Below are 25,709 nucleotides of genomic sequence, written 5' to 3' on the forward strand. Positions count from 1 at the left end.
TAGTTTTGTTGAACAATATCCGGGCGAAAAAAAAGCGCAGTCCATTGCCGGCTGCGCTTCTCTTTATGGCGTCGCTTACTGTGGACGCTTGCGCTCAACCGCCCGCAATAGATGGGTCGGCGGCGTTTCACAGCTGATCTTGCGACCAAGTTTTTCTTCGATGGACGGCAACTGATAAGAGTCGTCTTCACCGGCAAAGCTGATCGACACGCCGTCGGCGCCAGCACGACCGGTACGGCCGATACGGTGCACGTAGTCGTCCGGGACTTCCGGCAGGGTGAAGTTGATCACGTGGCTGATGCCGTCGATGTGGATACCGCGACCGGCCACGTCGGTGGCGACCAGCACCCGGATCTTGCCTTCGCGGAAGCCTTCGAGCGTCTTGATCCGCTTGTGCTGCGGCACGTCGCCGGACAGCTGCGCGGCGTTGATGCCGTCACGCACCAGGCGTTCTTCGATACGACGCACTTCGTCCTTGCGGTTGGCGAACACGATCACACGCTCCCAACCGTTGTCGTTGACCAGGTTGAAGAGCAGTTTGTATTTGTCGGCACCGGCCACCGCGTAGATGTGCTGCTCGACGTTTTCGTTGGCCACGTTGGTGACCTCGATTTCGACGATCGCAGGATCAGTGGTCCACTGCTTGGCGAGGTTCATCACGTCATCGGTGAAGGTCGCGGAGAACAGCAGGGTCTGGCGTTCGCTTTTCGGCGGGGTCTGGCGAATGATCTGCCGGACCTGCGGGATGAAACCCATGTCGAGCATGCGGTCGGCTTCGTCCAGCACCATCACTTCGACCATGTCCAGATGCACGTCACCGCGCTGGTTGAAGTCGAGCAGGCGGCCCGGGGTCGCGACGAGGATGTCGCAATGGCGCGCTTCGAGGTGCTTGAGCTGCTTGTCGAAGTCCATGCCGCCGACGAACGTCATGACGTTGAGACCGGTGTACTTGGTCAGGTCGGCGGCGTCCTTGGCGATCTGCACCACCAGCTCGCGGGTCGGCGCGATGATCAGCGCCCGTGGCTCGCCCATGTAGCGCTCTTTCGGCGGCGGGGTCTGCAACAGCTGGGTGATGATCGAGATCAGGAACGCGGCGGTCTTGCCGGTGCCGGTCTGGGCGCGGCCGATGGCGTCTTTGCCGGCGAGGGTGAAACCCAGCACCTGGGCCTGGATCGGCGTGCAATACGGGAAACCCAGGTCCTGAATGGCGTGCATCAGTTCCGGGGAGAGTTTGAAATCGTGGAAACGGGTCTTGCCTTCCTGCGGCTCGACGACGAAGTCTTCGAGTTTCCAGGGAATCACCGGCGCCTTGGGCTTGGGTTCGCGACGTGGTCTGGCCGGTTTCGGTGCTTCGCTGCGGGCCGGCTCGGTGGCGGGGGCGGCAGCTGGAGCGGGTTTCGGTTCGCGTTGGGCCGTCGTGGCGGGCGTCTGGCGGTCGGCCTGGCTGGCATCGCTGCGATGACCGGAGGCGTGCGACGGCGCAGTGGGGACTGGCGCGAGCTGCTCAGCCTCGCTTTTACCGAACATTTTCTTGAGTGCTTTGAGCACGGTCATCTCATCAATTGGTTAAGGAATGTACGCCGGCCAGTGTAATGCAAGAAACGGGCGCGGCGTAGTGGGATGATCAAAGGGCGACCCTTGTCGGAATTGTCAGCGCAGGCGTTCGCTCAACCATGTGCCGATGTCGCGAATTTCTTCGGGTAACACTTCGTGCTCCATTGGGTATTCCTGCCATGTCACGGTGACACCATGGGCCTTGAGATACTCATAAGCCGTGCGTCCCATCGAGTTCTGCACCACGTTGTCGAACTGGCCGTGCAGCGCCAGCACCGGAATCCGCTGCTGGCTGGCGGACAACTCCAGTTCATCGCTGAAGGTCGGCGCGTATGTCGATAATGCCAGCACCCCGCCCAACGGTCCCTGCCATTTCAGAAACGCGGTGTGATAGACCACGGCGCCGCCCTGGGAAAAACCGGCGAGGAAAATTCGCGAGGCGTCTATTCCGCTGCTTCGCTGTTCTTCGATCAATTCGATGATGCGGTCGGCGGACGCTTCCAGCTCGTCGCGGTCGATCGCCCGGGCCGGGCTCATGGCTTTGATGTCGTACCAGCTCGGCATGGCATATCCGCCATTTATCGTCACCGGACGGGTCGGCGCCTGGGGCAGGACGAAACGCGTGCTCAGCAGGATTTCCTGAAGCGCTTCGGCCACCGGCAGAAAGTCGTAGCGGTCGGCGCCGAGGCCGTGCAGCCAGATCACGCAGGCGTCTGCGGGCTTAACAGGCTGAAGAATCAAGGGCTCGGTCATGGCTGCTCCAATTGTGTGCGGGCGCTCTCATTGAGTGCGTGATTTGCGTGCGCGCCCGGTTGATCCGTTAAGAAGATGTCGCAAGGCTGCAAGTTTTGCTATTGACCTGTCACTCAATCGCTTCAGCTGCCGGTGTGGTACGGGCTTTGCTATGAGGTAGTCGTGCAATCGATCTCGCACCTGGCGGTAACACTATCAGTGAACGCCTGGCGACGGGATAGCAAAGAATCCGGTGATGGATGTTCGCCAATGGCCGCAACGGGCTTAGCGAACGTGAAAGGGCTACCGCCCGTTCGGCCGACTGGTGAGAAGTGAGTTGTCCATGATGTGGATTTTCTCCTACTAGACTCATAGCGAAGGTCCTGCGTCGGTTGACCCCAAAAAAAGCCAACACGGGTCAACAACGCCTCAAAAGGGTGCGACTGGACTCAAGCTCCGACACAACAAGAGCAAAACTGGAGGTTTGAATGAAGATGTTGAAATCCACTCTGGCGATCGTGACTGCTGCTGCAGTACTGGGTGTCAGCGGGTTCGCTCAGGCGGGTGCAACCCTGGATGCAGTGAAGAAGAAAGGATTCGTGCAGTGCGGCGTCAGCGATGGCTTGCCAGGCTTCTCGGTTCCGGATTCCACCGGCAAGATCGTGGGTATCGATGCTGACGTCTGCCGCGCCGTGGCCGCTGCCGTGTTCGGCGACGCGACCAAGGTCAAGTTCAGTCAGTTGAACGCCAAGGAGCGTTTCACCGCTCTGCAGTCCGGCGAGATCGACATTCTGTCGCGCAACACCACCATGACCAGCTCCCGTGACGCGGGCATGGGCCTGAAATTCCCGGGCTTCATTACCTACTACGACGGCATCGGCTTCCTGGTAAACAACAAGCTGGGCGTGAAGAGTGCCAAAGAGCTGGACGGTGCAACCATCTGCATCCAGGCCGGTACCACCACCGAGCTGAACGTTTCCGACTACTTCCGCGGCAACGGTCTGAAATACACCCCGATCACTTTCGACACCTCCGATGAAAGCGCCAAGTCGCTGGAGTCCGGTCGTTGCGACGTGCTGACCTCCGACAAATCCCAGCTGTTCGCCCAGCGCAGCAAGCTGGCTTCGCCGAAGGATTATGTAGTTCTGCCGGAAACCATTTCCAAGGAGCCTCTGGGCCCGGTCGTGCGTAACGGCGACGACGAGTGGCTGGCCATCGTGCGTTGGGTTGGCTACGCGCTGCTGAACACCGAAGAAGCCGGCATCTCTTCGAAGAACGTCGAAGCTGAAGCCAAAGCGACCAAGAACCCGGATGTCGCTCGTATGCTCGGTGCAGACGGCGAATACGGCAAAGACCTGAAACTGCCGAAGGACTGGGTCGTACAGATCGTCAAGCAAGTCGGCAACTACGGCGAAATCTTCGAGAAAAACCTCGGCAAGAGCACTCCGCTGGAAATCGACCGCGGCCTGAACGCGCTGTGGAACAACGGCGGCATTCAATACGCACCACCAGTGCGCTGATGGTTCTGTCACCCGGCAGGCCAACTGCCGGGTGACGTTCTGTTCCATTATTTCCGGGGCACTTCATGCAAAATTCAATCGGCGCACCAAAGCAGAGGCTCAGCCTCAGCGATCCACGAGTGCGTGCGTGGGTATTTCAGATCATCACCATCGTGGCGGTGGTCTCCCTGGGCTGGTATCTGTTCGATAACACCCAGACCAACCTGCAACACCGGGGTATCACTTCGGGGTTCGACTTTCTCGAGCGCAGTGCCGGGTTCGGCATCGCTCAACACCTGATCTCCTACACCGAAGCGGACAGTTATGCCCGGGTGTTTGTCATCGGCCTGCTCAACACGCTGCTGGTGACCTTCATCGGTGTGATCCTGGCCACGATCCTCGGCTTCATCGTCGGCGTGGCGCGCCTGTCGAAGAACTGGATCATCGCCAAACTGGCAACGGTGTACGTGGAGGTTTTCCGTAACATCCCGCCACTGCTGCAGATCCTGTTCTGGTACTTCGCGGTGTTCCTGACCATGCCGGGGCCGCGCAACAGCCACAACTTCGGCGATACCTTCTTCGTCAGCAGCCGTGGCCTGAACATGCCGGCCGCGCAAATGGCCGATGGTTTCTGGGCGTTTGTGGTCAGCATCGTGGTGGCCATCGTCGCCATCGTGCTGATGAGCCGTTGGGCCAACAAGCGATTTGAAGCCACTGGCGAGCCGTTCCACAAGTTCTGGGCCGGTCTGGCCTTGTTCCTGGTGATCCCGGCGGTGTGCGCGCTGATCTTCGGTGCCCCCGTGCACTGGGAAATGCCGAAGCTGCAAGGCTTCAACTTCGTCGGTGGCTGGGTGCTGATTCCGGAACTGCTGGCCTTGACCCTGGCGCTGACGGTGTACACCGCGGCGTTCATCGCCGAGATCGTGCGTTCGGGCATCAAGTCGGTCAGCCACGGCCAGACCGAGGCGGCGCATTCGCTCGGCCTGCGCAACGGCCCGACCCTGCGCAAGGTGATCATTCCGCAAGCGCTGCGGGTCATCATCCCGCCGCTGACCAGCCAATACCTGAACCTGGCGAAGAACTCTTCGCTGGCGGCCGGTATCGGTTATCCGGAAATGGTTTCGCTGTTCGCCGGCACCGTGCTGAACCAGACCGGTCAGGCGATCGAAGTCATTGCCATCACCATGAGCGTGTACCTGGCGATCAGCATCAGCATTTCCCTGCTGATGAACTGGTACAACAAGCGCATCGCGCTGATCGAGCGGTAAGGAATAGCGCATGAGTACTCATACTTTCAAACCCGACATGCCACCGCCGGCCAAGGTCTTCGGCCCGATGGCGTGGATCCGCGCGAACATGTTCTCCAGCTGGCTCAACACCCTGCTGACCCTGTTCGCGTTCTATCTGATCTACCTGGTGATTCCGCCGATCCTCAGCTGGGCGATCATCGATGCCAACTGGGTCGGCACCACCCGCGCCGACTGCACCAAGGACGGCGCCTGCTGGGTCTTCATCCAGCAGCGTTTCGGCCAGTTCATGTACGGCTACTACCCGCCGGAACTGCGCTGGCGCGTGGACCTGACCGTGTGGCTGGCGGTCATCGGCGTGGCACCGCTGTTCATCAAGCGCGTGGCGCACAAGGCGGTGTACGGCCTGAGCTTCCTGGTGGTCTACCCGATCGTTGCCTGGTGCCTGCTGCATGGCGGCGTCTTCGGCCTCGACACCGTGGCGACCAGCCAGTGGGGCGGTCTGATGCTGACCCTGGTGATCGCCACTGTCGGCATCGCCGGTGCGTTGCCGCTGGGGATTGTCCTGGCGCTGGGTCGACGCTCGAACATGCCGGCGATCCGTGTGGTCTGCGTGACCTTCATCGAGTTCTGGCGCGGCGTGCCGTTGATCACGGTGCTGTTCATGTCCTCGGTGATGCTGCCGCTGTTCCTGCCTGAAGGCATGAACTTCGACAAGCTGCTGCGGGCGCTGATCGGCGTGATCCTGTTCCAGTCGGCGTACGTCGCCGAGGTGGTGCGCGGCGGTCTGCAAGCGATCCCCAAGGGCCAGTACGAAGCCGCGGCCGCGATGGGTCTCGGTTACTGGCGCGCCATGGGCCTGGTGATTCTGCCGCAAGCCCTGAAGCTGGTGATTCCCGGCATCGTCAACACCTTCATCGCGCTGTTCAAGGACACCAGCCTGGTGATCATCATCGGCCTCTTTGACCTGCTCAACAGCGTCAAGCAAGCCGCTGCCGATCCGAAATGGCTGGGCATGGCCACCGAAGGCTACGTGTTCGCCGCCCTGGTGTTCTGGATTTTCTGTTTTGGTATGTCGCGCTATTCCATGCACCTGGAACGCAAGCTCGACACTGGCCACAAGCGTTAGGAGTTTTTTCGATGAGCGAAGCAATCAAAAAGCCAGTGGGCCCTGAAGGCATCATTCAGATGCAGGGCGTGAACAAGTGGTACGGCCAGTTCCACGTGCTGAAAGACATTAACCTCAACGTGCGTCAGGGCGAGCGTATCGTGCTGTGCGGTCCGTCGGGTTCCGGCAAGTCCACGACCATCCGCTGCCTCAACCGTCTGGAAGAGCACCAGCAGGGCCGCATCGTGGTCGATGGCGTGGAGCTGACCAACGACCTCAAGCAGATCGAAGCGATCCGCCGTGAAGTCGGCATGGTGTTCCAGCACTTCAACCTGTTCCCGCACCTGACCATCCTGCAGAACTGCACCCTGGCGCCGATGTGGGTACGCAAGATGCCCAAGCGCAAGGCCGAGGAAATCGCCATGCATTACCTGGAACGCGTACGCATTCCGGAGCAGGCGCACAAGTACCCGGGGCAATTGTCCGGCGGTCAGCAGCAGCGTGTGGCGATCGCCCGCGCGTTGTGCATGAAACCGAAAATCATGCTGTTCGACGAACCGACCTCGGCACTCGACCCGGAGATGGTGAAAGAGGTGCTCGACACCATGATCGGCCTGGCCGAAGACGGCATGACCATGCTCTGCGTGACCCACGAAATGGGCTTCGCCCGCACCGTGGCCAACCGCGTGATCTTCATGGACAAGGGCGAAATCGTTGAGCAGGCGGCGCCGAACGACTTCTTCGACAATCCACAGAATGATCGGACCAAGTTGTTCCTGAGTCAGATCCTGCATTGATATCTGATGCATAAAACAAACCCGGCCTTGTGCCGGGTTTGTTTTTTGGGAGTCAGGAAACGGTGAGGGTTTCGTGCTCTTTGTGCTCGGTATACTTGAAGGCGCTCCTCAGATCCGCCCCTTCACCCAAGGCTTTCGCATCGGCGAGCAAGTGCGGATAGCGATCGAGCAGGCGCATCAGCAGCATCAACGCCTTCGGCGGAAGCACTTCGCCGCGCTCATAGCGGGAAAATGCGTTGTGTCCGCCACCAGACAGCAGTTGCACCGTTTCTTTTTGCGTCAGGTGCAATTTGCGCCGGATGCGCTTCATCTCGTTACCGATCATTTGTCGGGCAGCAATCACCAGATCATCACCGGCTTGCGTGTAGCGTTCTGCACTATCGGTATCGGCGTCCCACTCGACCTCACCGCATTTGCGACATTCCCAGCCAGCAAGGTCATCGATACGACGTTCCATGCCTTTGACACTGATGGTTTCGCCGCGGCCCTCGAAATGTGTCATTCCCTCACGTGCACCGCAGCTGAAACATTGCCGGGTCTTCATTGGTTTTTCTCCTTGAAGGAGATTACCGGTGGGCCACCTTCGGGGCGGTATGTCACCTTGATGTAAATCTCCAGATCGTGTGAGTGCGTGTGATAAACGTCCTGCCAGACTCGATGATCGTCATAGGTGGTCATCGACTTGTACAACATCCTGTTCTGCAGTTCGAAAACGATTTCTTGCATCTCTATGATGCTGAAGCCGAGATCCAGTCCGGTTTTTTCTGCGCTCTTGGTGAATGCCTGTCTTCCCCGTCGCCTGACCTCAGCCTTGATCACCACCAAGTCGTAATGGGGTGTGTTCTTTTCCATAAGAAACCAAAACCCTGTCCCTGAAATTACCCTTAAAGGGTAATTTTGACTAATCGAAAATCCCGCTCCATTTGCCTCTCTCTGACCCTAGGTGGTTGCCGTCCTACACGGAGCTGACTAACATGTCAGAAAATTCATCCCATGATTGGATGAAAGGGCGAATCCTATGTCAGACATTTCTCCACTCATTAAGCGATCCCTGGTCGATCAGGCCCTGGATCAGTTGCGCCAGCGCATCACCGACGGCACGTGGCAGGTCGGTCAGCGTTTGCCGACCGAGCCCGAGCTGTGTGCCGAGCTCGGCATCAGCCGCAACACCGTGCGCGAGGCGATGCGGGTGCTGGCGTTTTCCGGGTTGATCGAAATTCGTCAGGGTGACGGCAGTTACCTGCGGGCGGTGGTCGATCCGATGGACACGCTCAAGGCGCTGTCCAAATGCTCGCTGGATCAGGCCCGGGAAACCCGGCATATCCTTGAAGTCGAGGCCATCGGCCTGGCGGCCTTGCGCCGGACCGATGAAGACCTCGTCGCACTGCGTGAGGCGCTGGGTGTCGCCGGCAGCCACTATCACGGCGACCTCGACAGTTACATCCGCTGCGACCTGGTGTTTCACCGCCGTCTGGTGGATGCCGCGCACAACCCGACCCTCAGCGAGCTGTATCGCTATTTTTCCAGCATCGTCGGCGCGCAATTGCGCCAGACCCTGAACATCGTCCCCCGTCGACAGGAAGTCTTCGATTTGCACGTCGCCTTGCTTGAGGCTGTCGAGCAGCGCGATCCGGAGCGGGCCAAAGCCCTGTCGAGGCAGTTGATCAATGAACCTTGAAACCGAGAAAACCATGTCCCGCCCAGAAGTCTCCACAGCACCCGTTCGCAAGGCCGAGCTCGAAGAGTTGTTGATCGATGCCGAAGCCGATGACGAACAGGTGCAGCAAAGCCATCCGCTGGTACGGCGTCCGTGGCTGTTGCTGCTGGGGTTGATTCTGGTGGCGCTGAACCTGCGACCGGCGCTGTCGAGCATGGCGCCGCTGCTCAGTGAAGTGTCGAAAAGCCTTGGCTTGTCTGCTGCTCAGGCGGGATTGCTGACGACGTTGCCGGTGCTTTGCCTCGGTCTGTTCGCCCCGCTGGCCCCGATACTCGCGCGGCGTTTCGGTGCCGAGCGGGTGGTCTTGGGGATTCTTCTGACACTGGCCGGCGGCATCATCCTGCGCAGCAATTTCGGTGAAATCGGTCTGTTCGCCGGCAGCGTGCTGGGCGGTGCGAGCATCGGCATCATCGGCGTGTTGCTGCCGGGCATCGTCAAGCGTGACTTCGCCAAGCATGCCGGCACCATGACCGGCGTCTACACCATGGCCCTGTGCCTGGGCGCGGCGATGGCGGCGGGTTCCAGTGTGCCGCTGAGCGAACACTTCGATCACAGCTGGGCCATGGGCCTGGGTTTCTGGGTGATTCCGGCGCTGGTGGCGGCAGTGTTCTGGCTGCCGCAAATCGGCCAGAAGCACGGCGCGCACAATGTCGCGTATCGAGTGCGCGGTCTGCTGCGTGATCCGCTGGCCTGGCAGGTGACCTTGTACATGGGCCTGCAATCGTCGCTGGCCTACATCGTGTTCGGCTGGTTGCCGTCGATCCTTATCGGTCGCGGGCTGACGCCGACCCAGGCCGGCCTGGTGCTGTCCGGTTCGGTGATCATCCAGCTCGCCAGCTCCCTGGCGGCACCGTGGCTGGCCACGCGCGGCAAGGATCAGCGGCTGGCGATCGTGGTGGTGATGGCACTGACCCTCGGCGGCCTGTTCGGTTGCCTCTACGCGCCGATCGAAGGCCTGTGGGGCTGGGCGATCCTGCTGGGCCTGGGGCAGGGCGGTACGTTCAGCCTGGCGCTGACCCTGATCGTGCTTCGCTCACGGGATTCCCATGTCGCGGCGAACCTGTCGAGCATGTCCCAGGGCTTCGGCTACACCCTCGCGTCCATGGGGCCGTTCGCGGTCGGCGTAGTGCATGACTGGACCGGTGGCTGGAACGCCGTGGGCTGGATCTTCGGCATTATCGGTGCCGGGGCAATCCTCGCCGGCCTCGGTGCCGGACGTGCGCTGTACGTGCAGGTGGTAAGCGAAAAGGTCTGATACGCACACACTGTCGGTATTCGGAATGCGAATGCCGATAGTGTTTCGGGCGTTTGCGGATTATCGTGCTGGCAATCTGTACCTTTCCTGGAGATTGCCCATGAGTGAAGAAGCCCACAGCGCCCTGATCACCCGTTTCTACCAGGCTTTCCAGCGCCTCGACGCCGAGGCCATGGCCGCCTGCTACACCGACGACGTGGTGTTCAGCGATCCGGCCTTCGGCGAGCTGCGCGGCCGCGATGCCGGCGACATGTGGCGCATGCTCACCACCCGGGCCAAGGACTTCTCCCTGACTTTCGACAACGTCCGCGCCGACGAGCGCAGCGGCGGCGCCCACTGGGTGGCGACCTACCTGTTCAGCCAGACCGGCAACATCGTGATCAACGACATCCAGGCACGTTTCGTCTTCCGTGACGGCAAGATCTGCGAACACCACGACCACTTCGACTTGTGGCGCTGGTCGCGGCAGGCGCTGGGCTTCAAGGGCCTGCTCCTTGGCTGGACGCCGCTGGTGCGCAACGCCGTCCGCGCCCAGGCGCTGAAAGGGCTGAAGGCATTTCAGTCGAGTCGCTGATAAGATCGCGGCCTGTTTTCCTTACGCCTGAATTGTCCCGTGACCAGCCTCAGCGAAAATCCTCTCGATGCCGACGTTCCAGTGAGCAAGTCCTGGTTCGTCTACCTCGTACGCGCCGCCAACGGTTCGCTGTACTGCGGGATCAGCGATGATCCCGTGCGCCGCTTCGCCAAGCATCAGAGTGGCAAAGGGGCGCGATTCTTTCTCTCAAGCCCGGCGATGGCGCTGGTCTACACCGAGCGTTGTCGCGACAAGGGTGATGCGTTGCGTCAGGAGCGGTTGATCAAGAAGCTCAGGAAGAGTGCGAAGGAATGTCTGGTGGCGTCTTATCGGCCGGACTGAATAAGCCCTCAAACCTTATAGATATCCCTTCCGTGGAGGAGGCACGTTGCATAAACGACAGGCAAGAAAAAACCGCCCTTGTAGGCGGTTTTTTCTGTAAACCTCGGTTTGCGGCCGGGGTTTATTGCATCTCACTGGATACACTGGCGCAGGCCAAGAGTATTCGTCTTTACGTCCCCAGGCAAGCCTTGAAACACCCATTCCAGAGAATGCGATTTTGAGCTCATTTGTTTAAATGACGGTATAGCAATCCGATTACTATTCGTCCGCTCGCATGCCAATGCAGCTTTGAGGTCTGGCTGATCGACGTAACGGTTTCATGCCCTCTGACATGGGGTTGCTCCCGTGCCGGAATGATTTTTCAGGGGGATCACAACCGGCCGCCTCATTGGATACATTGGCGTGTATTCCGAAGGCGTACGTGGTCCGGTAAGCACGCTGGAGGTTTGGCCCCCCACCGGAGGTCAAAACGTATGAAGCTTTTGCTGCGTACTCTGAGCCTCGTATGGAGGTCGTTCAAAGCGTTTCGCTTTTACGAGTTCCTGCGAGATCACTTCGATGACCTGATGTAGGGTCATTGATGTGGGAAGCCGTCTCAGCCTTGGCTGAGGCGGTTTTTTAGTGCCTTATCAACCTGACTGATCAGTTCCCATCAGCCGGATCCGTAGGCTGCGAACGAATTGCGCGCTAAGCTGCTGGCTCACTTTCTGTGCGGCGGAGCCGAGCATGTCCGAGTTGATTCTGCATCATTACCCGACCTCTCCATTCGCCGAAAAGGCCCGGCTGCTGTTGGGTTTCAAGGGCTTGTCCTGGCGTTCGGTGCACATCTCGCCGGTGATGCCGAAACCGGATCTGACCGCCCTGACCGGTGGCTACCGCAAGACCCCGGTGTTGCAGATCGGCGCCGATATCTATTGCGACACCGCGCTGATCGCCCGCCGCCTCGAGCAGGAAAAGGCCCAGCCTTCATTCTTCCCGGAAGGTCAGGAAATGATCGCCGCCAGTTTCGCCGCCTGGGCCGATTCGGTGGTGTTCCAGCACGCGGTGAGCCTGGTGTTCCAGCCGGAATCGGTGGCAGTGCGTTTCGGCAAGTTGCCGCCGGAAGCGATCAAGGCGTTCCTCGCAGATCGGGCCGGACTGTTCAGCGGTGGCAGCGCGACCAGGCTGTCAGCCGAGCAGGCCAAGCACAATTGGCCGACCCTCATGGCGCGTCTGGAGCAACAGTTGCAGCGTGAAGACGGTGACTTCCTGTTCGGTGAACCGTCGATTGCCGACTTCGCCATGGCTCATCCGCTGTGGTTCCTCAAGGCCACTCACGTGACGGCGCCTTTGGTGGATGCTTATCCGGCGGTGTCGGCGTGGCTGGGGCGTGTGCTCGGTTTTGGCCATGGCGCGGCCAGCGAGATGAGTTCGGAGGAAGCACTGGAGATCGCGCGCAGCTCGACGCCTGCGGCGTTGCCGGACGAGGAATTCACTGATCCGAACGGGTTCGTGGCAGGTCAGCAGGTGCTGATCGCCGCGACAGACTACGGCGTTGATCCGGTGGCCGGTGAGCTGGTGTTTGCCGGTCGAGAGGAGATGATCCTGCGCCGTGAAGACGAACGTGGCGGGTTGGTGCATGTGCACTTCCCGCGTTTCGGTTTCCGAATCGAGAAACGCTGAAACAACTGAGGGAGCCGAATGGCTCCCTCGTTCATTTCAGTGCAGCGAGAATCTCGTCCGGATCAAACCCGCGAATCAACGTGCCATTGACGTCGATCAGCGGAATCCCGCGTCCGCCCAGCGCTTCATACGCCTTGCGTGCCTCGGTGTCCTTCTCGATATCGAATTCCTTGAACGGAATGCCTTTCTGATCGAGAAAGCGCTTGGTCTGCTTGCAGTAGCCGCACCAGTCCGTGGCGTACAGCACGACCCTGGCGTTGGCGCGGACCTGCTCGGACGCCATCTGCGACGGGTTGAACACCCGCTCGATCTTGCCCCAGTTCTGATAGACCACGACCACCAGCAGAACCAGCAGAACCTTTTTCAGCACATTGCCGAGCATCAGTTGCGACGCTTCAACTGATCGGTGAGCGAGGTCGGCAGGCCTTTGATGACCAGCGTCCCGGCTTCTTCGTCGTATTCGATCTTCGAGCCCAGCAGGTGCGCTTCGAAGCTGATCGACAGGCCTTCGGCGCGACCGGTGAAGCGGCGGAACTGGTTGAGCGTGCGCTTATCCGCCGGGATCTCCGGCGACAAGCCGTAATCCTTGTTGCGGATGTGATCGTAGAAGGCCTTCGGGCGTTCTTCGTCGATCAGCTCAGACAGTTCTTCCAGGCCCATTGGCTCGCCGAGCTTGGCCTGGCTGCTGGCGTAGTCGACCAGGGTCTTGGTCTTTTCGCGGGCGGAATCTTCCGGCAGGTCTTCGCTCTCAACGAAGTCACTGAAAGCCTTGAGCAGGGTGCGGGTTTCGCCCGGGCCGTCGACCCCTTCCTGGCAGCCGATGAAGTCGCGGAAGTACTCCGAGACCTTCTTGCCGTTCTTGCCCTTGATGAACGAGATGTACTGCTTGGACTGCTTGTTGTTCTGCCACTCGGAAACGTTGATCCGCGCCGCCAGGTGCAGTTGACCGAGGTCGAGGTGGCGCGACGGGGTCACGTCCAGTTGATCGGTCACCGCCACGCCTTCGCTGTGGTGCAGCAGGGCGATGGCCAGGTAATCGGTCATGCCTTGCTGATAGTGGGCGAACAATACGTGGCCGCCGACCGACAGGTTCGATTCTTCCATCAGTTTCTGCAGGTGCTCGACCGCGACCTTGCTGAACGCGGTGAAATCCTTGCCGCCTTCCATGTATTCCTTCAGCCAGCCGCTGAACGGGAACGCGCCGGACTCCGGATGGAACAACCCCCAGGCTTTGCCCTGTTTGGCGTTATAGCTCTCGTTCAGATCGGCGAGCATGTTCTCGATGGCTGCGGACTCAGCCAGTTCGGAGTCACGGGCGTGCAGGACTGCGGGTGTGCCGTCGGGTTTTTTGTCGATCAAATGGACGATGCAATGACGGATCGGCATAGGCTTCTCGGCTGGTGGAAGGGAGGAGGGCGGGCTCCCCCGAAAAAGCGCCCAGTGTACCGCAACCACTGGATTTGGCGCGGGGTGAAGGGCAAATCCGGGTCACCCGACGGTCCTTATGCATTTATTTACCGATTTAGCGCAATAAACCTGACCATTTGGCTAGCTAGAGGCGGATATTTCCTTGTCTCTGTGCTAGTTTTGCCCGGTCTTGTGCGAAGTCACCGCGACAAGCATGCATTCAGCTTTTGTCAGGTCGAACCAAACCTTGATTTCGGCATCTATAACCCCGACTCGTCGTGGTTATCGCCGAGGGTGCCAGATCCAGAAGATCGGGCTCGATGGCTGACACTGCACTCTGCAATCCATATGAATTTGATAGGGAAGGAACACTACATGGCTCTTACTAAAGACCAACTGATCGCCGACATCGCTGAAGCTATCGACGCGCCGAAAACCACCGCGCGTGCCGCTCTGGACCAACTGGGCCAAATCGTTGCCGATCAGCTGGAAAACGGTGCCGAAATCACTTTGCCAGGTATCGGCAAGCTGAAAGTGACCGAGCGTCCTGCCCGCACTGGCCGTAACCCATCGACTGGCGCTGCCATCGAAATCCCTGCCAAGAAAGTGATCAAGCTGGTTGTGGCCAAAGGCCTGACCGACGCTGTGAACAAGTAAGACGCAGCGATAAAAAAAACCGTGCACCGGAGCGATCCGGGCACGGTTTTTTTGCGCCTGCTGTTTGTGTTTCAGCAGTAGCGGCGGCTGCTTGCGATCAAGCGCCGCCCCGGTTGAAACGTATTACTTGCGAACCCAGCGTTCGCGCCGCCAGATCTGCTGCTCGGACTTGGTCTGGAAGGTCCAGGCGACGAAGCGGCTCTGCTTCTGCCCCTGGGACATTTCCACCACCTGGCTTTCCAGCGCGCCGACCTTTTTCAGCGCGGTTTCGATGGCAGGCAGGTTCGAAGCTTTCGAGACCAGGGTGCTGAACCACAACACCTTGTGCGCAAAGTTCGCACTTTCGGCGATCAGTTGCGTCACGAAACGCGCTTCGCCGCCTTCACACCACAGTTCGGCCGATTGCCCGCCGAAATTCAGCACCGGAAGTTTGCGTTTCGGATCGGCCTTGCCGAGGGCTCGCCACTTACGCTCGCTGCCCTTGGTGGCTTCTTCCATCGACGCGTGGAACGGCGGGTTGCACATGGTCAGGTCAAAGCGCTCGCCAGGCTCCAGCAGGCCGATCAGGATGTGCTTGCGGTTCTCCTGCTGGCGCAGCTGGATGACCTTGTTCAGGTCGTTGGACTTGACGATGGCCTTGGCCGCGGCCACGGCGGTCGGATCGATCTCCGAGCCGAGGAAGTGCCAGCGATATTCGCTGTTGCCGATCAGCGGATACACGCAGTTGGCGCCCATGCCGATATCCAGCACATTGACGATGGCGCCGCGCGGAACCACACCGTCGTTGTTGCTGGCCAGCAGGTCAGCCAGGAAGTGGATGTAGTCGGCACGGCCCGGCACCGGCGGGCACAGATAATCGGCCGGGATGTCCCAATGCTGGATGCCGTAGAACGATTTGAGCAGCGCCCGGTTGAACACACGCACCGCATCGGGACTGGCGAAGTCGATGCTTTCCTTGCCGTACGGGTTGGTGATCACGAACTTCGCCAGTTCCGGCGTGGTCTTGATCAGCGCCGGGAAGTCGTAACGACCCTGATGGCGATTGCGCGGGTGCAGGCTGGCTTCTTTACGCGGTTCCACGGGCTTGGCCGGGGTGGCGGAGTCAGGCTTCTTGCGCGCAGGTTTCGGTGTACGTGGGGCGTTCATGGGCGTGGTCGATTCGGGTAGGGCTGAAAGTGGCGGCCATTGTCCCACAGGGAGCCGAGTTGTTGGCCGGAAAAGTGCCGGGCACAAAAAAGGGAGGCCGTTGCGGGCCTCCCTTTTTCAGTGCGATTTGCCGTTACAGGCTGGCAATCCGCGCGTGCTGCTCGGCCAGCTTGGCCAGAGCCTGTTCGGCTTCGGCCAGTTTGGCGCGTTCCTTCTCGATGACTTCGGCCGGAGCCTTGTCAACGAAACCGGCGTTGGACAGCTTGCCGCCAACGCGCTGGACTTCACCCTGCAGACGCAGGATTTCCTTGTCCAGACGCGCCAGCTCGGCGTTCTTGTCGATCAGGCCGGCCATCGGCACCAGCACTTCCATCTCGCCAACCAGCGCGGTGGCGGACAGCGGCGCTTCTTCACCGGCCGCGAGCACGGTGATCGATTCCAGACGCGCCAGCTTCTTCAGCAGCGCTTCGTTCTCGGTCAGGCGGCGCTGGTCTTCAGCGGTGACGTTCTTCAGGTAGATCGGCAGCGGTTTGCCCGGGCCGATGTTCATTTCGCCACGGATGTTGCGTGTGCCGAGCATCAGGCCCTTGAGCCATTCGATATCGTCTTCGGCCGCCGGATCGATGCGCTCTTCGTTGGCCACCGGCCACGCTTGCAGCATGATCGTCTTGCCCTGAATGCCGGCCAGCGGCGCGATGCGCTGCCAGATTTCTTCAGTGATGAATGGCATGAACGGATGCGCCAGACGCAGCGCCACTTCCAGTACGCGAACCAGCGTACGGCGAGTGCCGCGCTGGCGCTCGACCGGCGCGTTTTCGTCCCACAGCACAGGCTTGGACAGTTCCAGGTACCAGTCGCAGTACTGGTTCCAGATGAACTCGTACAGCGCTTGCGCCGCCAGGTCGAAACGGAACTGATCCAGTTGACGGGTCACTTCGGCTTCGGTGCGTTGCAGTTGCGAGATGATCCAGCGATCCGCCAGCGACAGCTCGTAGGCTTCGCCGTTCTGGCCGCAGTCTTCGCCCTTGTCCAGAACATAACGCGCGGCGTTCCAGATCTTGTTGCAGAAGTTGCGATAGCCTTCGACGCGGCCCATGTCGAACTTGATGTCGCGACCGGTAGACGCCAGCGAGCAGAAAGTGAAGCGCAGGGCGTCGGTGCCGTAGCTGGCGATGCCGTCGGCGAACTCGTCGCGGGTCTGCTTCTCGATCTTCTTCGCCAGTTTCGGCTGCATCAGACCGGAAGTGCGTTTCTGCACCAGGGTTTCGAGCTCGATACCGTCGATGATGTCCAGCGGGTCCAGGACATTGCCCTTGGACTTGGACATCTTCTGGCCCTGGCCATCACGCACCAGACCGTGCACATAAACGGTCTTGAACGGAACCTGCGGCGTGCCGTCCTCGTTCTTGATCAAATGCATCGTCAGCATGATCATCCGGGCAACCCAGAAGAAAATGATGTCGAAGCCCGTCACCAGCACGTCGGTGGAGTGGAACTTCTTCAGGAATTCGGTCTTTTCCGGCCAGCCCAGGGTGGAGAAGGTCCACAGACCCGAACTGAACCAGGTGTCGAGAACGTCGTTGTCCTGTTGCAGCGCAACGTCCGGACCGAGGTTGTGCTTGGCGCGCACTTCGGCTTCGTCGCGGCCGACGTAGACTTTGCCCGACTCGTCGTACCAGGCCGGAATCCGGTGGCCCCACCACAGCTGACGGCTGATGCACCAGTCCTGGATGTCGCGCATCCACGAGAAGTACATGTTTTCGTACTGCTTCGGCACGAACTGGATACGGCCGTCTTCAACGGCAGCAATCGCAGGCTCGGCCAGCGGCTTGGTGGACACGTACCACTGGTCGGTCAGCCACGGCTCGATGACGGTGCCGGAGCGGTCGCCTTTCGGCACTTTCAGGTTGTGATCGTCGACGCTGACCAGCAGGCCGGCGGCGTCGAACGCAGCCACGATCTGCTTGCGCGCTTCGAAACGCTCGAGACCGGCGTACTCGGCCGGAATCTTGCCGTCGATGCTGTCGTTCAGCGTGCCGTCGAGGTTGAACACCTGCGCTGCCGGCAGCACGTTGGCGTTCTTGTCGAAGATGTTCAGCAGCGGTAGGTTGTGGCGCTTGCCGACTTCATAGTCGTTGAAATCGTGGGCCGGGGTGATTTTCACGCAGCCGGTGCCGAATTCGGGATCGCAGTAATCGTCGGCGATGATCGGGATGCGGCGGCCGACCAGCGGCAGCTCGACAAATTTGCCGATCAGGGCTTTGTAGCGCTCGTCGTTCGGGTTCACCGCGACGGCGGAGTCGCCGAGCATGGTTTCCGGACGGGTGGTCGCGACGATCAGGAAATCGTTGCCTTCAGCGGTTTTCGCGCCGTCGGCCAGCGGGTACTTCAGGTTCCACAGGAAACCTTTCTCGTCGTGGTTTTCCACTTCGAGGTCGGAAATCGCCGTGTGCAGCTTGGTGTCCCAGTTGACCAGACGCTTGCCGCGATAGATCAGACCGTCTTCGTGCAGGCGCACGAAGGCTTCTTTAACGGCTTCCGAGAGGCCGTCATCCATGGTGAAGCGCTCGCGGCTCCAGTCCACGGACGAGCCGAGACGACGGATCTGACGGCTGATGTTGCCGCCGGACTGATCCTTCCACTCCCAGACTTTCTCGAGGAATTTTTCCCGGCCCAGATCATGGCGGTTCTGGCCCTGGGCTTCGAGTTGACGCTCCACCAGCATCTGCGTGGCGATACCGGCGTGGTCGGTGCCCGGCTGCCACAGGGTGTTGCGACCCTGCATGCGGCGGAAACGGATCAGGGCGTCCATGATCGCGTTGTTGAAACCGTGACCCATGTGCAGGCTGCCGGTGACGTTCGGCGGCGGGATCATGATGGTGTAGGAGTCGCCCGCGCCTTGCGGGGCGAAGTAGTTCTCGGACTCCCAGGTGTTGTACCAGGAAGTTTCAATGGCGTGCGGCTGGTAGGTCTTATCCATGCGCGGCGGGACCCTATTGGCATTTATTCAGGAAAAGCCGGGAAGTATAGCGGGGCATGGGGCGCAGGGCGAGCGGGGCGGGCCGGGTGGAGACTTAAATGTGGGAGCTGGCCTGCCAGCGATGCAGGCGCCGCGGTTTTTCAGGAAAGGCGCGGTGATGCTATCGCTGGCAGGCCAGCTCCCACAGGAGATCGGGGGATTATTCGTACTGGCCGAGAAGCCGTTCCATCCGCGCCTCGAGGCGACGTTTGATTTCGGTTTCGATGTGCGGCGCGAAATCGTCGATCACGTCTTGCATGATCAGTTGCGCGGCGGCACGCAGTTCGCTGTCCAGGTGCAGCAGGGCGTCGGGGCCTTTATCCACAGGCACAGCGGCAGGCTGCGGGGCTGGCGTCGGCGCGGGTGCAGCTTCGACGGCTTGCGGTGCGTTGTCGACCGAATCGAACAACATCGGAATCTGTTCCTGTTCGCCATCATCGACCGTGTCGGTCAGCAGTGGCGGTTGCAGGTTGTCATCGCCGAGCAACTGGCGGATCGACTCGAGGTCATCTAGCAGGTGCGCGGGTTTTTGCAGCGGTTTTGGAGTGTCCATCGGCGTACTCAGAGTCGCTGTAAACGGTGGTCTTGCAGAGGATAGCCCTGTTCGCGGTAGAAACGGAAACTCTCCCGCGCCGCAGTGCGGATCGCCGGATCTTCCACCACCACCTCCGCCACCCGGGCGAATTGGTTGGCGAAAGCCGGGACTTTCAGGTCGAGATTGACCAGCAAGTCTGTGTGCTGGCCACAGTCCTCGCCCAGTCCCAACACGATCAGTCCTTCCGGTTCGCTTTCAGCCGGGCCGTGAGGCACGAAGGTTTCGCCCTTGAACGCCCACAGCCGCGCATCGAGATCATCACGCTGGGCAGCATCACTGCAATGCAGGTAGATGCGGTGGCCCATGCGCCAGGCTTTATCGGTGAGCTTGCAGGCAAAATCCAGGCGAGCCGAAGGATCGGCGCTGGGCAGGATATAAAAGTCGACTTTGGTCATTGCGGTTCCTGAGCTGCGAGCGGCGCCCCTCAAGAGAGGCGCCGCTCGCAGTCATCGGTTTCAGGCTTTGGCGCGGTCCAGCAGGTACTGGGTCAGCAGCGGAACCGGACGGCCGGTTGCGCCCTTGTCCTTGCCGCCGCTGGTCCAGGCGGTGCCCGCGATGTCCAGGTGCGCCCAGTTCAGGTTTTTGGTGAAGCGCGACAGGAAGCAGGCAGCGGTGATGGTGCCGGCTTTCGGACCGCCGATGTTGGCGATGTCGGCGAACGGGCTGTCCAGTTGCTCCTGGTATTCATCGAACAGTGGCAGTTGCCAGGCGCGGTCGTCGGCAGCCTTGCCGGCGCTCAGCAGTTGCTCGATCAACTCGTCGTTGTTGCCCAGCAGGCCCGAAGTGTGGGCGCCCAGAGCAACGACGCAGGCACCGGTCAGGGTGGCGATGTCGATCACCGCTTGCGGCTTGAAGCGCTCGGAGTAGGTCAGGGCATCGCACAGCACCAGACGGCCTTCGGCGTCGGTGTTGAGGATTTCCACGGTCTGGCCACTCATGGTGGTGACGATGTCGCCCGGACGCGAAGCGTTGCCGCTCGGCATGTTCTCGGCGCAAGCCAGGATGCACACCAGGTTGATCGGCAGTTTCAGTTCCAGCACGGCGCGCAGAGTACCGAACACGCTGGCGGCGCCACCCATGTCGTACTTCATTTCGTCCATGCCGGCGCCCGGTTTCAGGCTGATGCCGCCGGTGTCGAAAGTGATGCCTTTACCAACCAGTGCGTACGGCTTTTCGGATTTCTTGCCGCCGTTGTATTGCATGACAATCAGGCGCGGCGGTTGGGCGCTGCCCTGGCCGACGGCGTAGAACGAACCCATGCCCAGGGATTTGATCTTCTTCTCGTCGAGGACTTCGACTTTCAGATCCTTGAACTCTTTGCCGAGGTTCTTGGCTTGCTCGCCGAGGAAAGTCGGGTGGCAGATGTTCGGCGGCAGGTTGCCCAGGTTGCGGGTGAAGGCCATGCCGTTGGCGATTGCGGTGGCGTGGTTCACGGCGCGTTGCACTTCGGCCTGAGCGGCCTTGATGGTCAGCAGGGTGATTTTCTTCAGGGCGCGCGGTTCGGCTTTCTGGCTCTTGAACTGATCGAAGGTGTATTCGCCGTCGACCAGGGTTTCGGCCAGCAGGCGGGTCTTGCCGTAGCTGTCGCGGTTCTTGACGATGATTTCATCGAGTGCCAGCACGGCGTCGCTGCCGCCCAGGCCTTTGAGGGTGTTGAGGATGCCGGCGACGATCTTGCGGAAAGGACGGTCGCCCAGTTCTTCATCCTTGCCCACGCCAACCAGCAGCACGCGTTCGGCTTTCAGGTTCGGCAGGCTGTGCAGCAACAGGCTCTGGCCGACCTTGCCGCCCAGATCGCCACGCTTGAGCACGGCGCTGATGGCGCCACCGCTCAGTTCGTCGACCTGCTTGGCGGCAACACCGAGTTTGCGGCCTTCGCCGACGGCAACCACCAGGGTGGCGGTTTTCAACGTTTCTGGGCTAACGCTTTTTACAACCAGTTCCATGTCCGGATCCCTGAATGAATGGTCAACACGCAGGCGTTCGACGTGTCCGCCGTCGCCTGCTTATAGAGAGAAGAGGCGCAGGCCAGTGCCTGCGACAGAGGCGGCAGTTTGAACCTCGCTCACCGCGCCTGACAACCCTCGGTTGTACGATCTTCAACGGATTGCATGCTTGCGTGAGTGTGCGCAGTGACAGGCGCCCTCAATCACAGGATAATGCCGCATCTTTTTTCGACGGCTCTGCCTTGCGGGCCCGTCGATACGTTTGCTTGTTTGGCCGCCTTAGCCTGACAACCCTGGAGTGTCTGGTTTGATCGTCTTCCGTTATCTGTCCCGCGAAGTCCTGTTGACCCTGAGTGCGGTAAGCGCCGTGCTGCTGGTCATCATCATGAGCGGTCGCTTCATCAAATACCTTGCCCAGGCCGCCGCGGGCCAGCTCGATCCGGGATCGCTGTTCCTGATCATGGGCTTCCGTCTGCCGGGCTTCCTGCAACTGATCCTGCCGCTGGGCCTGTTTCTCGGGATCCTGCTGGCGTACGGCCGGTTGTACCTGGAAAGCGAGATGACCGTGCTCTCGGCCACCGGCATGAGCCAGCAGCGTCTGTTTCGCATGACCCTGTTCCCGGCCACTCTGGTGGCACTGGTGGTGGCGTGGCTGAGCCTGAGCCTGGCCCCGCAAGGCGCCAACCAGTTCCAGCTGCTGCTGAACAAGCAGGACGCCCTGACCGAATTCGACACCCTCGAGCCCGGCCGCTTCCAGGCCCTGCGCGACGGTACGCGGGTGACCTACACCGAAACCCTGAGCGACGATCGGGTCAACCTTGGCAGCGTGTTCATCTCGCAGAAGAACCTCGGCGCCAACCAGAAAGATCGCGGGATTTCCGTGCTGGTGGCGGAAAAGGGCCGTCAGGAAGTGCGTCCCGACGGCAACCGCTACCTGATCCTCGACAACGGCTACCGCTACGACGGCAGCCCGGGTCAGGCCAACTATCGCGCCATCCACTACGAAACCTACGGCGTGCTGCTGCCCAAGCCGGATGTCAGCGAGGAAGTTACCGACCGTGACGCCATGCCGACCTCGTCTCTGGTGGGTAGCGATGACATCCGCTCGAAAACCGAACTGCAATGGCGCCTGTCGCTGCCGCTGCTGGTGTTCATCGTGACCCTGATGGCGGTGCCGCTGTCGCGGGTCAACCCGCGTCAGGGGCGTTTCCTCAAGCTGCTGCCGGCGATTCTTCTTTATATGGCTTACCTGACCATCCTGATTGCCGCCCGCGGCGCCCTCGAGAAAGGCAAGATTCCACCGGCGCTCGGCTTGTGGTGGGTGCACGCGATCTTCCTGGTCATCGGTCTCGGCCTGCTGTACTGGGAACCTCTGCGCCTGAAACTGGCCAGCCGTCGCAGCGCAGCGCTGGAGGTGGCCCGTGGTTAAACTCGATCGCTACATCGGCAGCAGCGTGTTCATGGCGATCATCGCGGTGCTGGCGATCATTCTCGGCCTGGCAACCTTGTTTGCGTTCATCGACGAGATGGGCGACGTCAGTGATACCTACACCCTGGTCGATGTCCTGAGTTTCGTGCTCCTGACCGCGCCACGCCGCATGTACGACATGCTGCCGATGGCGGCGCTGATCGGCTGCCTGATCGGCCTCGGCAGTCTGGCGAGCAGCAGTGAGCTGACCGTCATGCGCGCTGCCGGTGTGTCCATCGGGCGCATCGTCTGGGCGGTGATGAAGCCAATGCTGGTGCTGATGCTGGCCGGCGTGCTGATCGGCGAGTACGTGGCACCGGCCACCGAAAGCATGGCCCAGGCCAATCGTTCGCTGGCGCAAGGCAGCGGTGACGCGCAGAGCGCCAAGCACGGCATGTGGCACCGTCAGGGCGAGGAGTTCATTCACATCAACTCCGTGCAGCCCAATGGTCGTCTGTACGGCGTGACCCGCTATCACTTTGACAAAGAGCGTCATCTGCTGAGCTCGAGCTTCGCCAAACGCGCCGAGTTCGACACCGATCACTGGCAGCTGACCGACGTGACCACCACCAAATTCCACGAGCGCAGCACCGAAGTGGTCAATACGCCGGTCGAGCGCTGGGATGTCTCCCTGAGCCCGCAATTGCTGAGCACCGTGGTGATGGCGCCGGAATCGCTGTCGATCACCGGTCTGTGGGGTTACATCCACTATCTGGCCGACCAGGGCCTGAGCAACGGCCGTTACTGGCTGGCATTTTGGGTCAAGGTGTTGCAGCCGCTGGTGACCGCCGCGCTGGTACTGATGGCGATTTCCTTCATCTTCGGTCCGTTGCGTTCGGTGACCCTTGGTCAGCGGGTGTTCACCGGCGTGCTGGTGGGCTTCACCTTCCGCATCGTTCAGGATCTGCTGGGCCCGTCCAGTCTGGTATTCGGCTTCTCGCCGCTGTTCGCGGTGCTGGTGCCGGCTGGCGTTTGTGCGCTGGCGGGTGTCTGGTTGCTGCGTCGAGCCGGTTGATGAACAAGGTTTCACCCATGCTTTAGCCTTGAAAACGCCTCGGTCGCCAGACCGGGGCGTTTTTGCATGCAATCCGGGTGACAGGCGAACGTGACGCTTGCGCCGTGTATCAGGTACAATTCCCGGCTATTTTTCGGCGGGCCAAGCCTGCAGCCTTTTTGAGTGTTGATCCGTGAGTGATTTGAGTCATATCCGCAATTTCTCCATCATCGCCCACATTGACCATGGCAAGTCGACGCTGGCTGACCGTTTCATCCAGATGTGCGGTGGCCTGGCCGAGCGTGAAATGGAAGCCCAGGTACTGGATTCCATGGATCTGGAGCGCGAACGCGGGATCACCATCAAGGCCCACAGCGTTACCCTCTATTACAAGGCCAAAGACGGCGTCACCTACCAGCTGAACTTCATTGACACCCCAGGGCACGTCGACTTCACCTACGAAGTCAGCCGTTCCCTGGCGGCCTGTGAAGGTGCGTTGCTGGTGGTCGATGCGGGTCAGGGCGTTGAGGCCCAGTCCGTGGCCAACTGCTACACCGCCATCGAGCAGGGCCTTGAGGTCATGCCGGTCCTGAACAAGATCGACCTGCCACAGGCCGAGCCTGATCGCGTCAAGGACGAGATCGAGAAGATCATCGGCATCGACGCTACCGACGCCGTCACCTGCAGCGCCAAGACCGGCCTGGGTGTCGATGAAGTGCTCGAGCGTCTGGTCGCGACCATTCCTGCGCCGACCGGCAACATCGAAGATCCGCTGCAAGCGTTGATCATCGACTCCTGGTTCGACAACTACCTGGGCGTTGTCTCCCTGGTGCGCGTGCGTCACGGCCGCGTGAAGAAGGGCGACAAGATCCTCGTCAAGTCCACCGGCAAGGTGCATCTGGTCGACAGCGTTGGTGTGTTCAACCCGAAACACACCGCCACCGCTGACCTGAAAGCCGGCGAAGTGGGCTTCATCATTGCCAGCATCAAGGACATTCACGGTGCGCCGGTCGGTGACACCCTGACCCTGAGCTCCACTCCGGACGTTCCGGTGCTGCCAGGCTTCAAACGTATCCAGCCGCAGGTTTACGCCGGTCTGTTCCCGGTCAGCTCCGACGACTTCGAGGACTTCCGCGAAGCGCTGCAGAAACTGACCCTGAACGACTCGTCGCTGCAGTACACCCCTGAAAGCTCCGACGCACTGGGCTTCGGCTTCCGTTGCGGCTTCCTCGGCATGCTGCACATGGAGATCATCCAGGAGCGCCTGGAGCGCGAATACGACCTGGACCTTATCACCACGGCGCCGACGGTAATCTTCGAACTGGTGCTGAAAACCGGTGAAACGATTTACGTCGACAACCCGTCGAAGCTTCCGGACGTGTCTGCAATCGAAGACATGCGCGAGCCGATCGTGCGCGCCAACATCCTGGTACCGCAGGAGCACCTGGGCAACGTCATCACCCTGTGCATCGAGAAACGCGGTGTGCAGGTCGACATGCTGTTCCTCGGCAATCAGGTGCAAGTGACCTACGACCTGCCGATGAACGAAGTGGTCCTGGACTTCTTCGACCGTCTGAAATCCACCAGCCGCGGCTATGCTTCGCTGGACTACCATTTCGATCGTTACCAATCGGCTAATCTGGTGAAACTGGACGTGCTGATCAACGGCGACAAGGTCGACGCTCTGGCGCTGATCGTGCACCGTGACAATTCGCACTTCAAAGGTCGCCAGTTGACCGAGAAGATGAAAGAACTGATTCCTCGTCAGATGTTCGACGTGGCCATCCAGGCTGCCATTGGCGGTCAGATCGTCGCCCGGACAACCGTCAAGGCACTCAGAAAGAACGTATTGGCCAAGTGCTACGGCGGCGACGTCAGCCGTAAGAAAAAACTGCTTGAGAAGCAGAAGGCCGGTAAGAAACGCATGAAACAGGTCGGCAACGTGGAAATTCCACAAGAAGCCTTCCTCGCCGTGCTCAGGTTGGAATAG

24 protein-coding genes are annotated in these 25,709 nt (G+C 60.5%); 13 read left to right on the top strand and 11 right to left on the bottom strand.

The features are described 5' to 3' along the window. Positions 1-75 precede the first annotated feature (75 nt). Both rhlB and ABTV87_RS04985 read right to left on the bottom strand, forming a co-directional pair. Positions 76-1,554 (bottom strand): ATP-dependent RNA helicase RhlB, encoded by a 1,479-nt coding sequence (gene rhlB, locus ABTV87_RS04980; RefSeq protein ID WP_433899080.1) that lies wholly within the window; start codon positions 1,552-1,554, stop codon positions 76-78. Between the two features lie 96 nt (positions 1,555-1,650). Further along, positions 1,651-2,307 (bottom strand): alpha/beta hydrolase, encoded by a 657-nt coding sequence (locus ABTV87_RS04985; RefSeq protein WP_433899081.1) that lies wholly within the window; start codon positions 2,305-2,307, stop codon positions 1,651-1,653. A gap of 467 nt (positions 2,308-2,774) precedes the next feature. On the opposite strand from ABTV87_RS04985, the gene ABTV87_RS04990 reads away from it, so the two are divergent. The 4 genes from ABTV87_RS04990 (at position 2,775) to ABTV87_RS05005 (ending at position 6,937) form a co-directional block, all read left to right on the top strand. Next, entirely contained in the window at positions 2,775-3,806 is a 1,032-nt protein-coding gene (locus ABTV87_RS04990) for an amino acid ABC transporter substrate-binding protein (RefSeq protein ID WP_007957332.1), read from the top strand. A 65-nt stretch (positions 3,807-3,871) separates the two neighbouring features. Then, positions 3,872-5,053 (top strand): amino acid ABC transporter permease, encoded by a 1,182-nt coding sequence (locus ABTV87_RS04995; protein ID WP_085608150.1) that lies wholly within the window; start codon positions 3,872-3,874, stop codon positions 5,051-5,053. A gap of 10 nt (positions 5,054-5,063) precedes the next feature. Continuing rightward, a complete protein-coding gene (locus tag ABTV87_RS05000) occupies positions 5,064-6,161 on the top strand; it encodes an amino acid ABC transporter permease (protein ID WP_007957335.1) in 1,098 nt (365 codons plus the stop codon). 11 nt (positions 6,162-6,172) lie between these two features. Continuing rightward, positions 6,173-6,937: an amino acid ABC transporter ATP-binding protein gene (locus tag ABTV87_RS05005; protein ID WP_007957337.1), complete on the top strand. Its 765-nt coding sequence runs from the start codon at positions 6,173-6,175 to the stop codon at positions 6,935-6,937. 52 nt (positions 6,938-6,989) lie between these two features. Here ABTV87_RS05005 and ABTV87_RS05010 read toward each other — a convergent pair whose 3' ends face one another. After that, positions 6,990-7,481, bottom strand: coding sequence for a type II TA system antitoxin MqsA family protein (locus ABTV87_RS05010; RefSeq protein ID WP_085608151.1), 492 nt, complete (start codon positions 7,479-7,481; stop codon positions 6,990-6,992). Beyond that, on the bottom strand, positions 7,478-7,789 hold the full coding sequence (locus tag ABTV87_RS05015) for a type II toxin-antitoxin system MqsR family toxin (RefSeq protein WP_074691191.1): 312 nt from the start codon (positions 7,787-7,789) through the stop codon (positions 7,478-7,480). The genes ABTV87_RS05010 and ABTV87_RS05015 overlap by 4 nt, the downstream gene beginning before the upstream one ends. Positions 7,790-7,955: 166 nt before the next feature. Between ABTV87_RS05015 and ABTV87_RS05020 the strand changes: the two genes are divergently transcribed. From ABTV87_RS05020 to ABTV87_RS05040, 5 genes are all read left to right on the top strand, one after another. Further along, a complete protein-coding gene (locus ABTV87_RS05020; protein ID WP_007957343.1) occupies positions 7,956-8,615 on the top strand; it encodes a FadR/GntR family transcriptional regulator in 660 nt (219 codons plus the stop codon). Further along, the gene (locus ABTV87_RS05025) at positions 8,605-9,909 is read left to right on the top strand and encodes a CynX/NimT family MFS transporter (RefSeq protein WP_262158471.1); all 1,305 of its coding nucleotides are present in this window, start codon (positions 8,605-8,607) and stop codon (positions 9,907-9,909) included. Before ABTV87_RS05020 ends, ABTV87_RS05025 begins: the two co-directional genes overlap by 11 nt. Before the next feature lie 100 nt (positions 9,910-10,009). Then, positions 10,010-10,483, top strand: coding sequence for a nuclear transport factor 2 family protein (locus ABTV87_RS05030; protein WP_258712927.1), 474 nt, complete (start codon positions 10,010-10,012; stop codon positions 10,481-10,483). A 39-nt stretch (positions 10,484-10,522) separates the two neighbouring features. Then, entirely contained in the window at positions 10,523-10,825 is a 303-nt protein-coding gene (locus ABTV87_RS05035; protein ID WP_064593561.1) for a GIY-YIG nuclease family protein, read from the top strand. A gap of 726 nt (positions 10,826-11,551) precedes the next feature. Then, entirely contained in the window at positions 11,552-12,487 is a 936-nt protein-coding gene (locus ABTV87_RS05040; protein WP_085608155.1) for a glutathione S-transferase family protein, read from the top strand. A gap of 31 nt (positions 12,488-12,518) precedes the next feature. Here the strand turns inward: ABTV87_RS05040 and ABTV87_RS05045 are convergent, their stop codons facing one another. Both ABTV87_RS05045 and yejK read right to left on the bottom strand, forming a co-directional pair. Then, positions 12,519-12,869 (bottom strand): glutaredoxin family protein, encoded by a 351-nt coding sequence (locus ABTV87_RS05045; RefSeq protein ID WP_085608156.1) that lies wholly within the window; start codon positions 12,867-12,869, stop codon positions 12,519-12,521. Further along, positions 12,869-13,873, bottom strand: coding sequence for a nucleoid-associated protein YejK (gene yejK / locus ABTV87_RS05050; protein ID WP_007957356.1), 1,005 nt, complete (start codon positions 13,871-13,873; stop codon positions 12,869-12,871). Before yejK ends, ABTV87_RS05045 begins: the two co-directional genes overlap by 1 nt. Positions 13,874-14,269: 396 nt before the next feature. Here yejK and ABTV87_RS05055 point away from each other — a divergent pair, with 396 nt between their 5' ends. After that, positions 14,270-14,551: an HU family DNA-binding protein gene (locus tag ABTV87_RS05055; protein WP_007957357.1), complete on the top strand. Its 282-nt coding sequence runs from the start codon at positions 14,270-14,272 to the stop codon at positions 14,549-14,551. A gap of 123 nt (positions 14,552-14,674) precedes the next feature. Here the strand turns inward: ABTV87_RS05055 and rlmF are convergent, their stop codons facing one another. From rlmF to ABTV87_RS05080, 5 genes are all read right to left on the bottom strand, one after another. Continuing rightward, entirely contained in the window at positions 14,675-15,697 is a 1,023-nt protein-coding gene (rlmF, locus tag ABTV87_RS05060) for a 23S rRNA (adenine(1618)-N(6))-methyltransferase RlmF (protein ID WP_258712928.1), read from the bottom strand. Between the two features lie 133 nt (positions 15,698-15,830). Next, on the bottom strand, positions 15,831-18,677 hold the full coding sequence (locus ABTV87_RS05065) for a valine--tRNA ligase (RefSeq protein WP_085688963.1): 2,847 nt from the start codon (positions 18,675-18,677) through the stop codon (positions 15,831-15,833). 199 nt (positions 18,678-18,876) lie between these two features. Continuing rightward, positions 18,877-19,269, bottom strand: coding sequence for a DNA polymerase III subunit chi (locus ABTV87_RS05070; RefSeq protein ID WP_127796999.1), 393 nt, complete (start codon positions 19,267-19,269; stop codon positions 18,877-18,879). 8 nt (positions 19,270-19,277) lie between these two features. Beyond that, positions 19,278-19,706 carry a DNA polymerase III subunit chi gene (locus ABTV87_RS05075; RefSeq protein WP_085608160.1) on the bottom strand — a complete coding sequence of 143 codons (429 nt, stop codon included), beginning with the start codon at positions 19,704-19,706 and terminating at the stop codon, positions 19,278-19,280. A gap of 60 nt (positions 19,707-19,766) precedes the next feature. Beyond that, positions 19,767-21,257, bottom strand: a complete 1,491-nt coding sequence (locus tag ABTV87_RS05080; protein WP_258712932.1) for a leucyl aminopeptidase — start codon at positions 21,255-21,257, stop codon at positions 19,767-19,769. A 307-nt stretch (positions 21,258-21,564) separates the two neighbouring features. Here ABTV87_RS05080 and lptF point away from each other — a divergent pair, with 307 nt between their 5' ends. From lptF to lepA, 3 genes are all read left to right on the top strand, one after another. Beyond that, entirely contained in the window at positions 21,565-22,686 is a 1,122-nt protein-coding gene (lptF, locus tag ABTV87_RS05085) for an LPS export ABC transporter permease LptF (protein ID WP_007957364.1), read from the top strand. After that, positions 22,679-23,740: an LPS export ABC transporter permease LptG gene (lptG, locus tag ABTV87_RS05090; RefSeq protein WP_007957365.1), complete on the top strand. Its 1,062-nt coding sequence runs from the start codon at positions 22,679-22,681 to the stop codon at positions 23,738-23,740. Before lptF ends, lptG begins: the two co-directional genes overlap by 8 nt. 172 nt (positions 23,741-23,912) lie before the next feature. Then, positions 23,913-25,709 carry a translation elongation factor 4 gene (gene lepA, locus ABTV87_RS05095; protein WP_085608162.1) on the top strand — a complete coding sequence of 599 codons (1,797 nt, stop codon included), beginning with the start codon at positions 23,913-23,915 and terminating at the stop codon, positions 25,707-25,709.

It is taken from the genome of Pseudomonas sp. PSE1(2024) (genome assembly GCF_050990555.1).
Taxonomy (GTDB): domain Bacteria; phylum Pseudomonadota; class Gammaproteobacteria; order Pseudomonadales; family Pseudomonadaceae; genus Aquipseudomonas; species Aquipseudomonas aphyarum.

Bases quoted from the DNA above. Each gene is read 5' to 3' on its own strand.
- rhlB (WP_433899080.1), bottom strand. From the start codon at position 1,554: ATGACCGTGCTCAAAGCACTCAAGAAAATGTTCGGTAAAAGCGAGGCT.
- ABTV87_RS04985 (WP_433899081.1), bottom strand. From the start codon at position 2,307: ATGACCGAGCCCTTGATTCTTCAGCCTGTTAAGCCCGCAGACGCCTGC.
- ABTV87_RS04990 (WP_007957332.1), top strand. From the start codon at position 2,775: ATGAAGATGTTGAAATCCACTCTGGCGATCGTGACTGCTGCTGCAGTA.
- ABTV87_RS04995 (WP_085608150.1), top strand. From the start codon at position 3,872: ATGCAAAATTCAATCGGCGCACCAAAGCAGAGGCTCAGCCTCAGCGAT.
- ABTV87_RS05000 (WP_007957335.1), top strand. From the start codon at position 5,064: ATGAGTACTCATACTTTCAAACCCGACATGCCACCGCCGGCCAAGGTC.
- ABTV87_RS05005 (WP_007957337.1), top strand. From the start codon at position 6,173: ATGAGCGAAGCAATCAAAAAGCCAGTGGGCCCTGAAGGCATCATTCAG.
- ABTV87_RS05010 (WP_085608151.1), bottom strand. From the start codon at position 7,481: ATGAAGACCCGGCAATGTTTCAGCTGCGGTGCACGTGAGGGAATGACA.
- ABTV87_RS05015 (WP_074691191.1), bottom strand. From the start codon at position 7,789: ATGGAAAAGAACACACCCCATTACGACTTGGTGGTGATCAAGGCTGAG.
- ABTV87_RS05020 (WP_007957343.1), top strand. From the start codon at position 7,956: ATGTCAGACATTTCTCCACTCATTAAGCGATCCCTGGTCGATCAGGCC.
- ABTV87_RS05025 (WP_262158471.1), top strand. From the start codon at position 8,605: ATGAACCTTGAAACCGAGAAAACCATGTCCCGCCCAGAAGTCTCCACA.
- ABTV87_RS05030 (WP_258712927.1), top strand. From the start codon at position 10,010: ATGAGTGAAGAAGCCCACAGCGCCCTGATCACCCGTTTCTACCAGGCT.
- ABTV87_RS05040 (WP_085608155.1), top strand. From the start codon at position 11,552: ATGTCCGAGTTGATTCTGCATCATTACCCGACCTCTCCATTCGCCGAA.
- ABTV87_RS05045 (WP_085608156.1), bottom strand. From the start codon at position 12,869: ATGCTCGGCAATGTGCTGAAAAAGGTTCTGCTGGTTCTGCTGGTGGTC.
- yejK (WP_007957356.1), bottom strand. From the start codon at position 13,873: ATGCCGATCCGTCATTGCATCGTCCATTTGATCGACAAAAAACCCGAC.
- ABTV87_RS05055 (WP_007957357.1), top strand. From the start codon at position 14,270: ATGGCTCTTACTAAAGACCAACTGATCGCCGACATCGCTGAAGCTATC.
- rlmF (WP_258712928.1), bottom strand. From the start codon at position 15,697: ATGAACGCCCCACGTACACCGAAACCTGCGCGCAAGAAGCCTGACTCC.
- ABTV87_RS05065 (WP_085688963.1), bottom strand. From the start codon at position 18,677: ATGGATAAGACCTACCAGCCGCACGCCATTGAAACTTCCTGGTACAAC.
- ABTV87_RS05070 (WP_127796999.1), bottom strand. From the start codon at position 19,269: ATGGACACTCCAAAACCGCTGCAAAAACCCGCGCACCTGCTAGATGAC.
- ABTV87_RS05075 (WP_085608160.1), bottom strand. From the start codon at position 19,706: ATGACCAAAGTCGACTTTTATATCCTGCCCAGCGCCGATCCTTCGGCT.
- ABTV87_RS05080 (WP_258712932.1), bottom strand. From the start codon at position 21,257: ATGGAACTGGTTGTAAAAAGCGTTAGCCCAGAAACGTTGAAAACCGCC.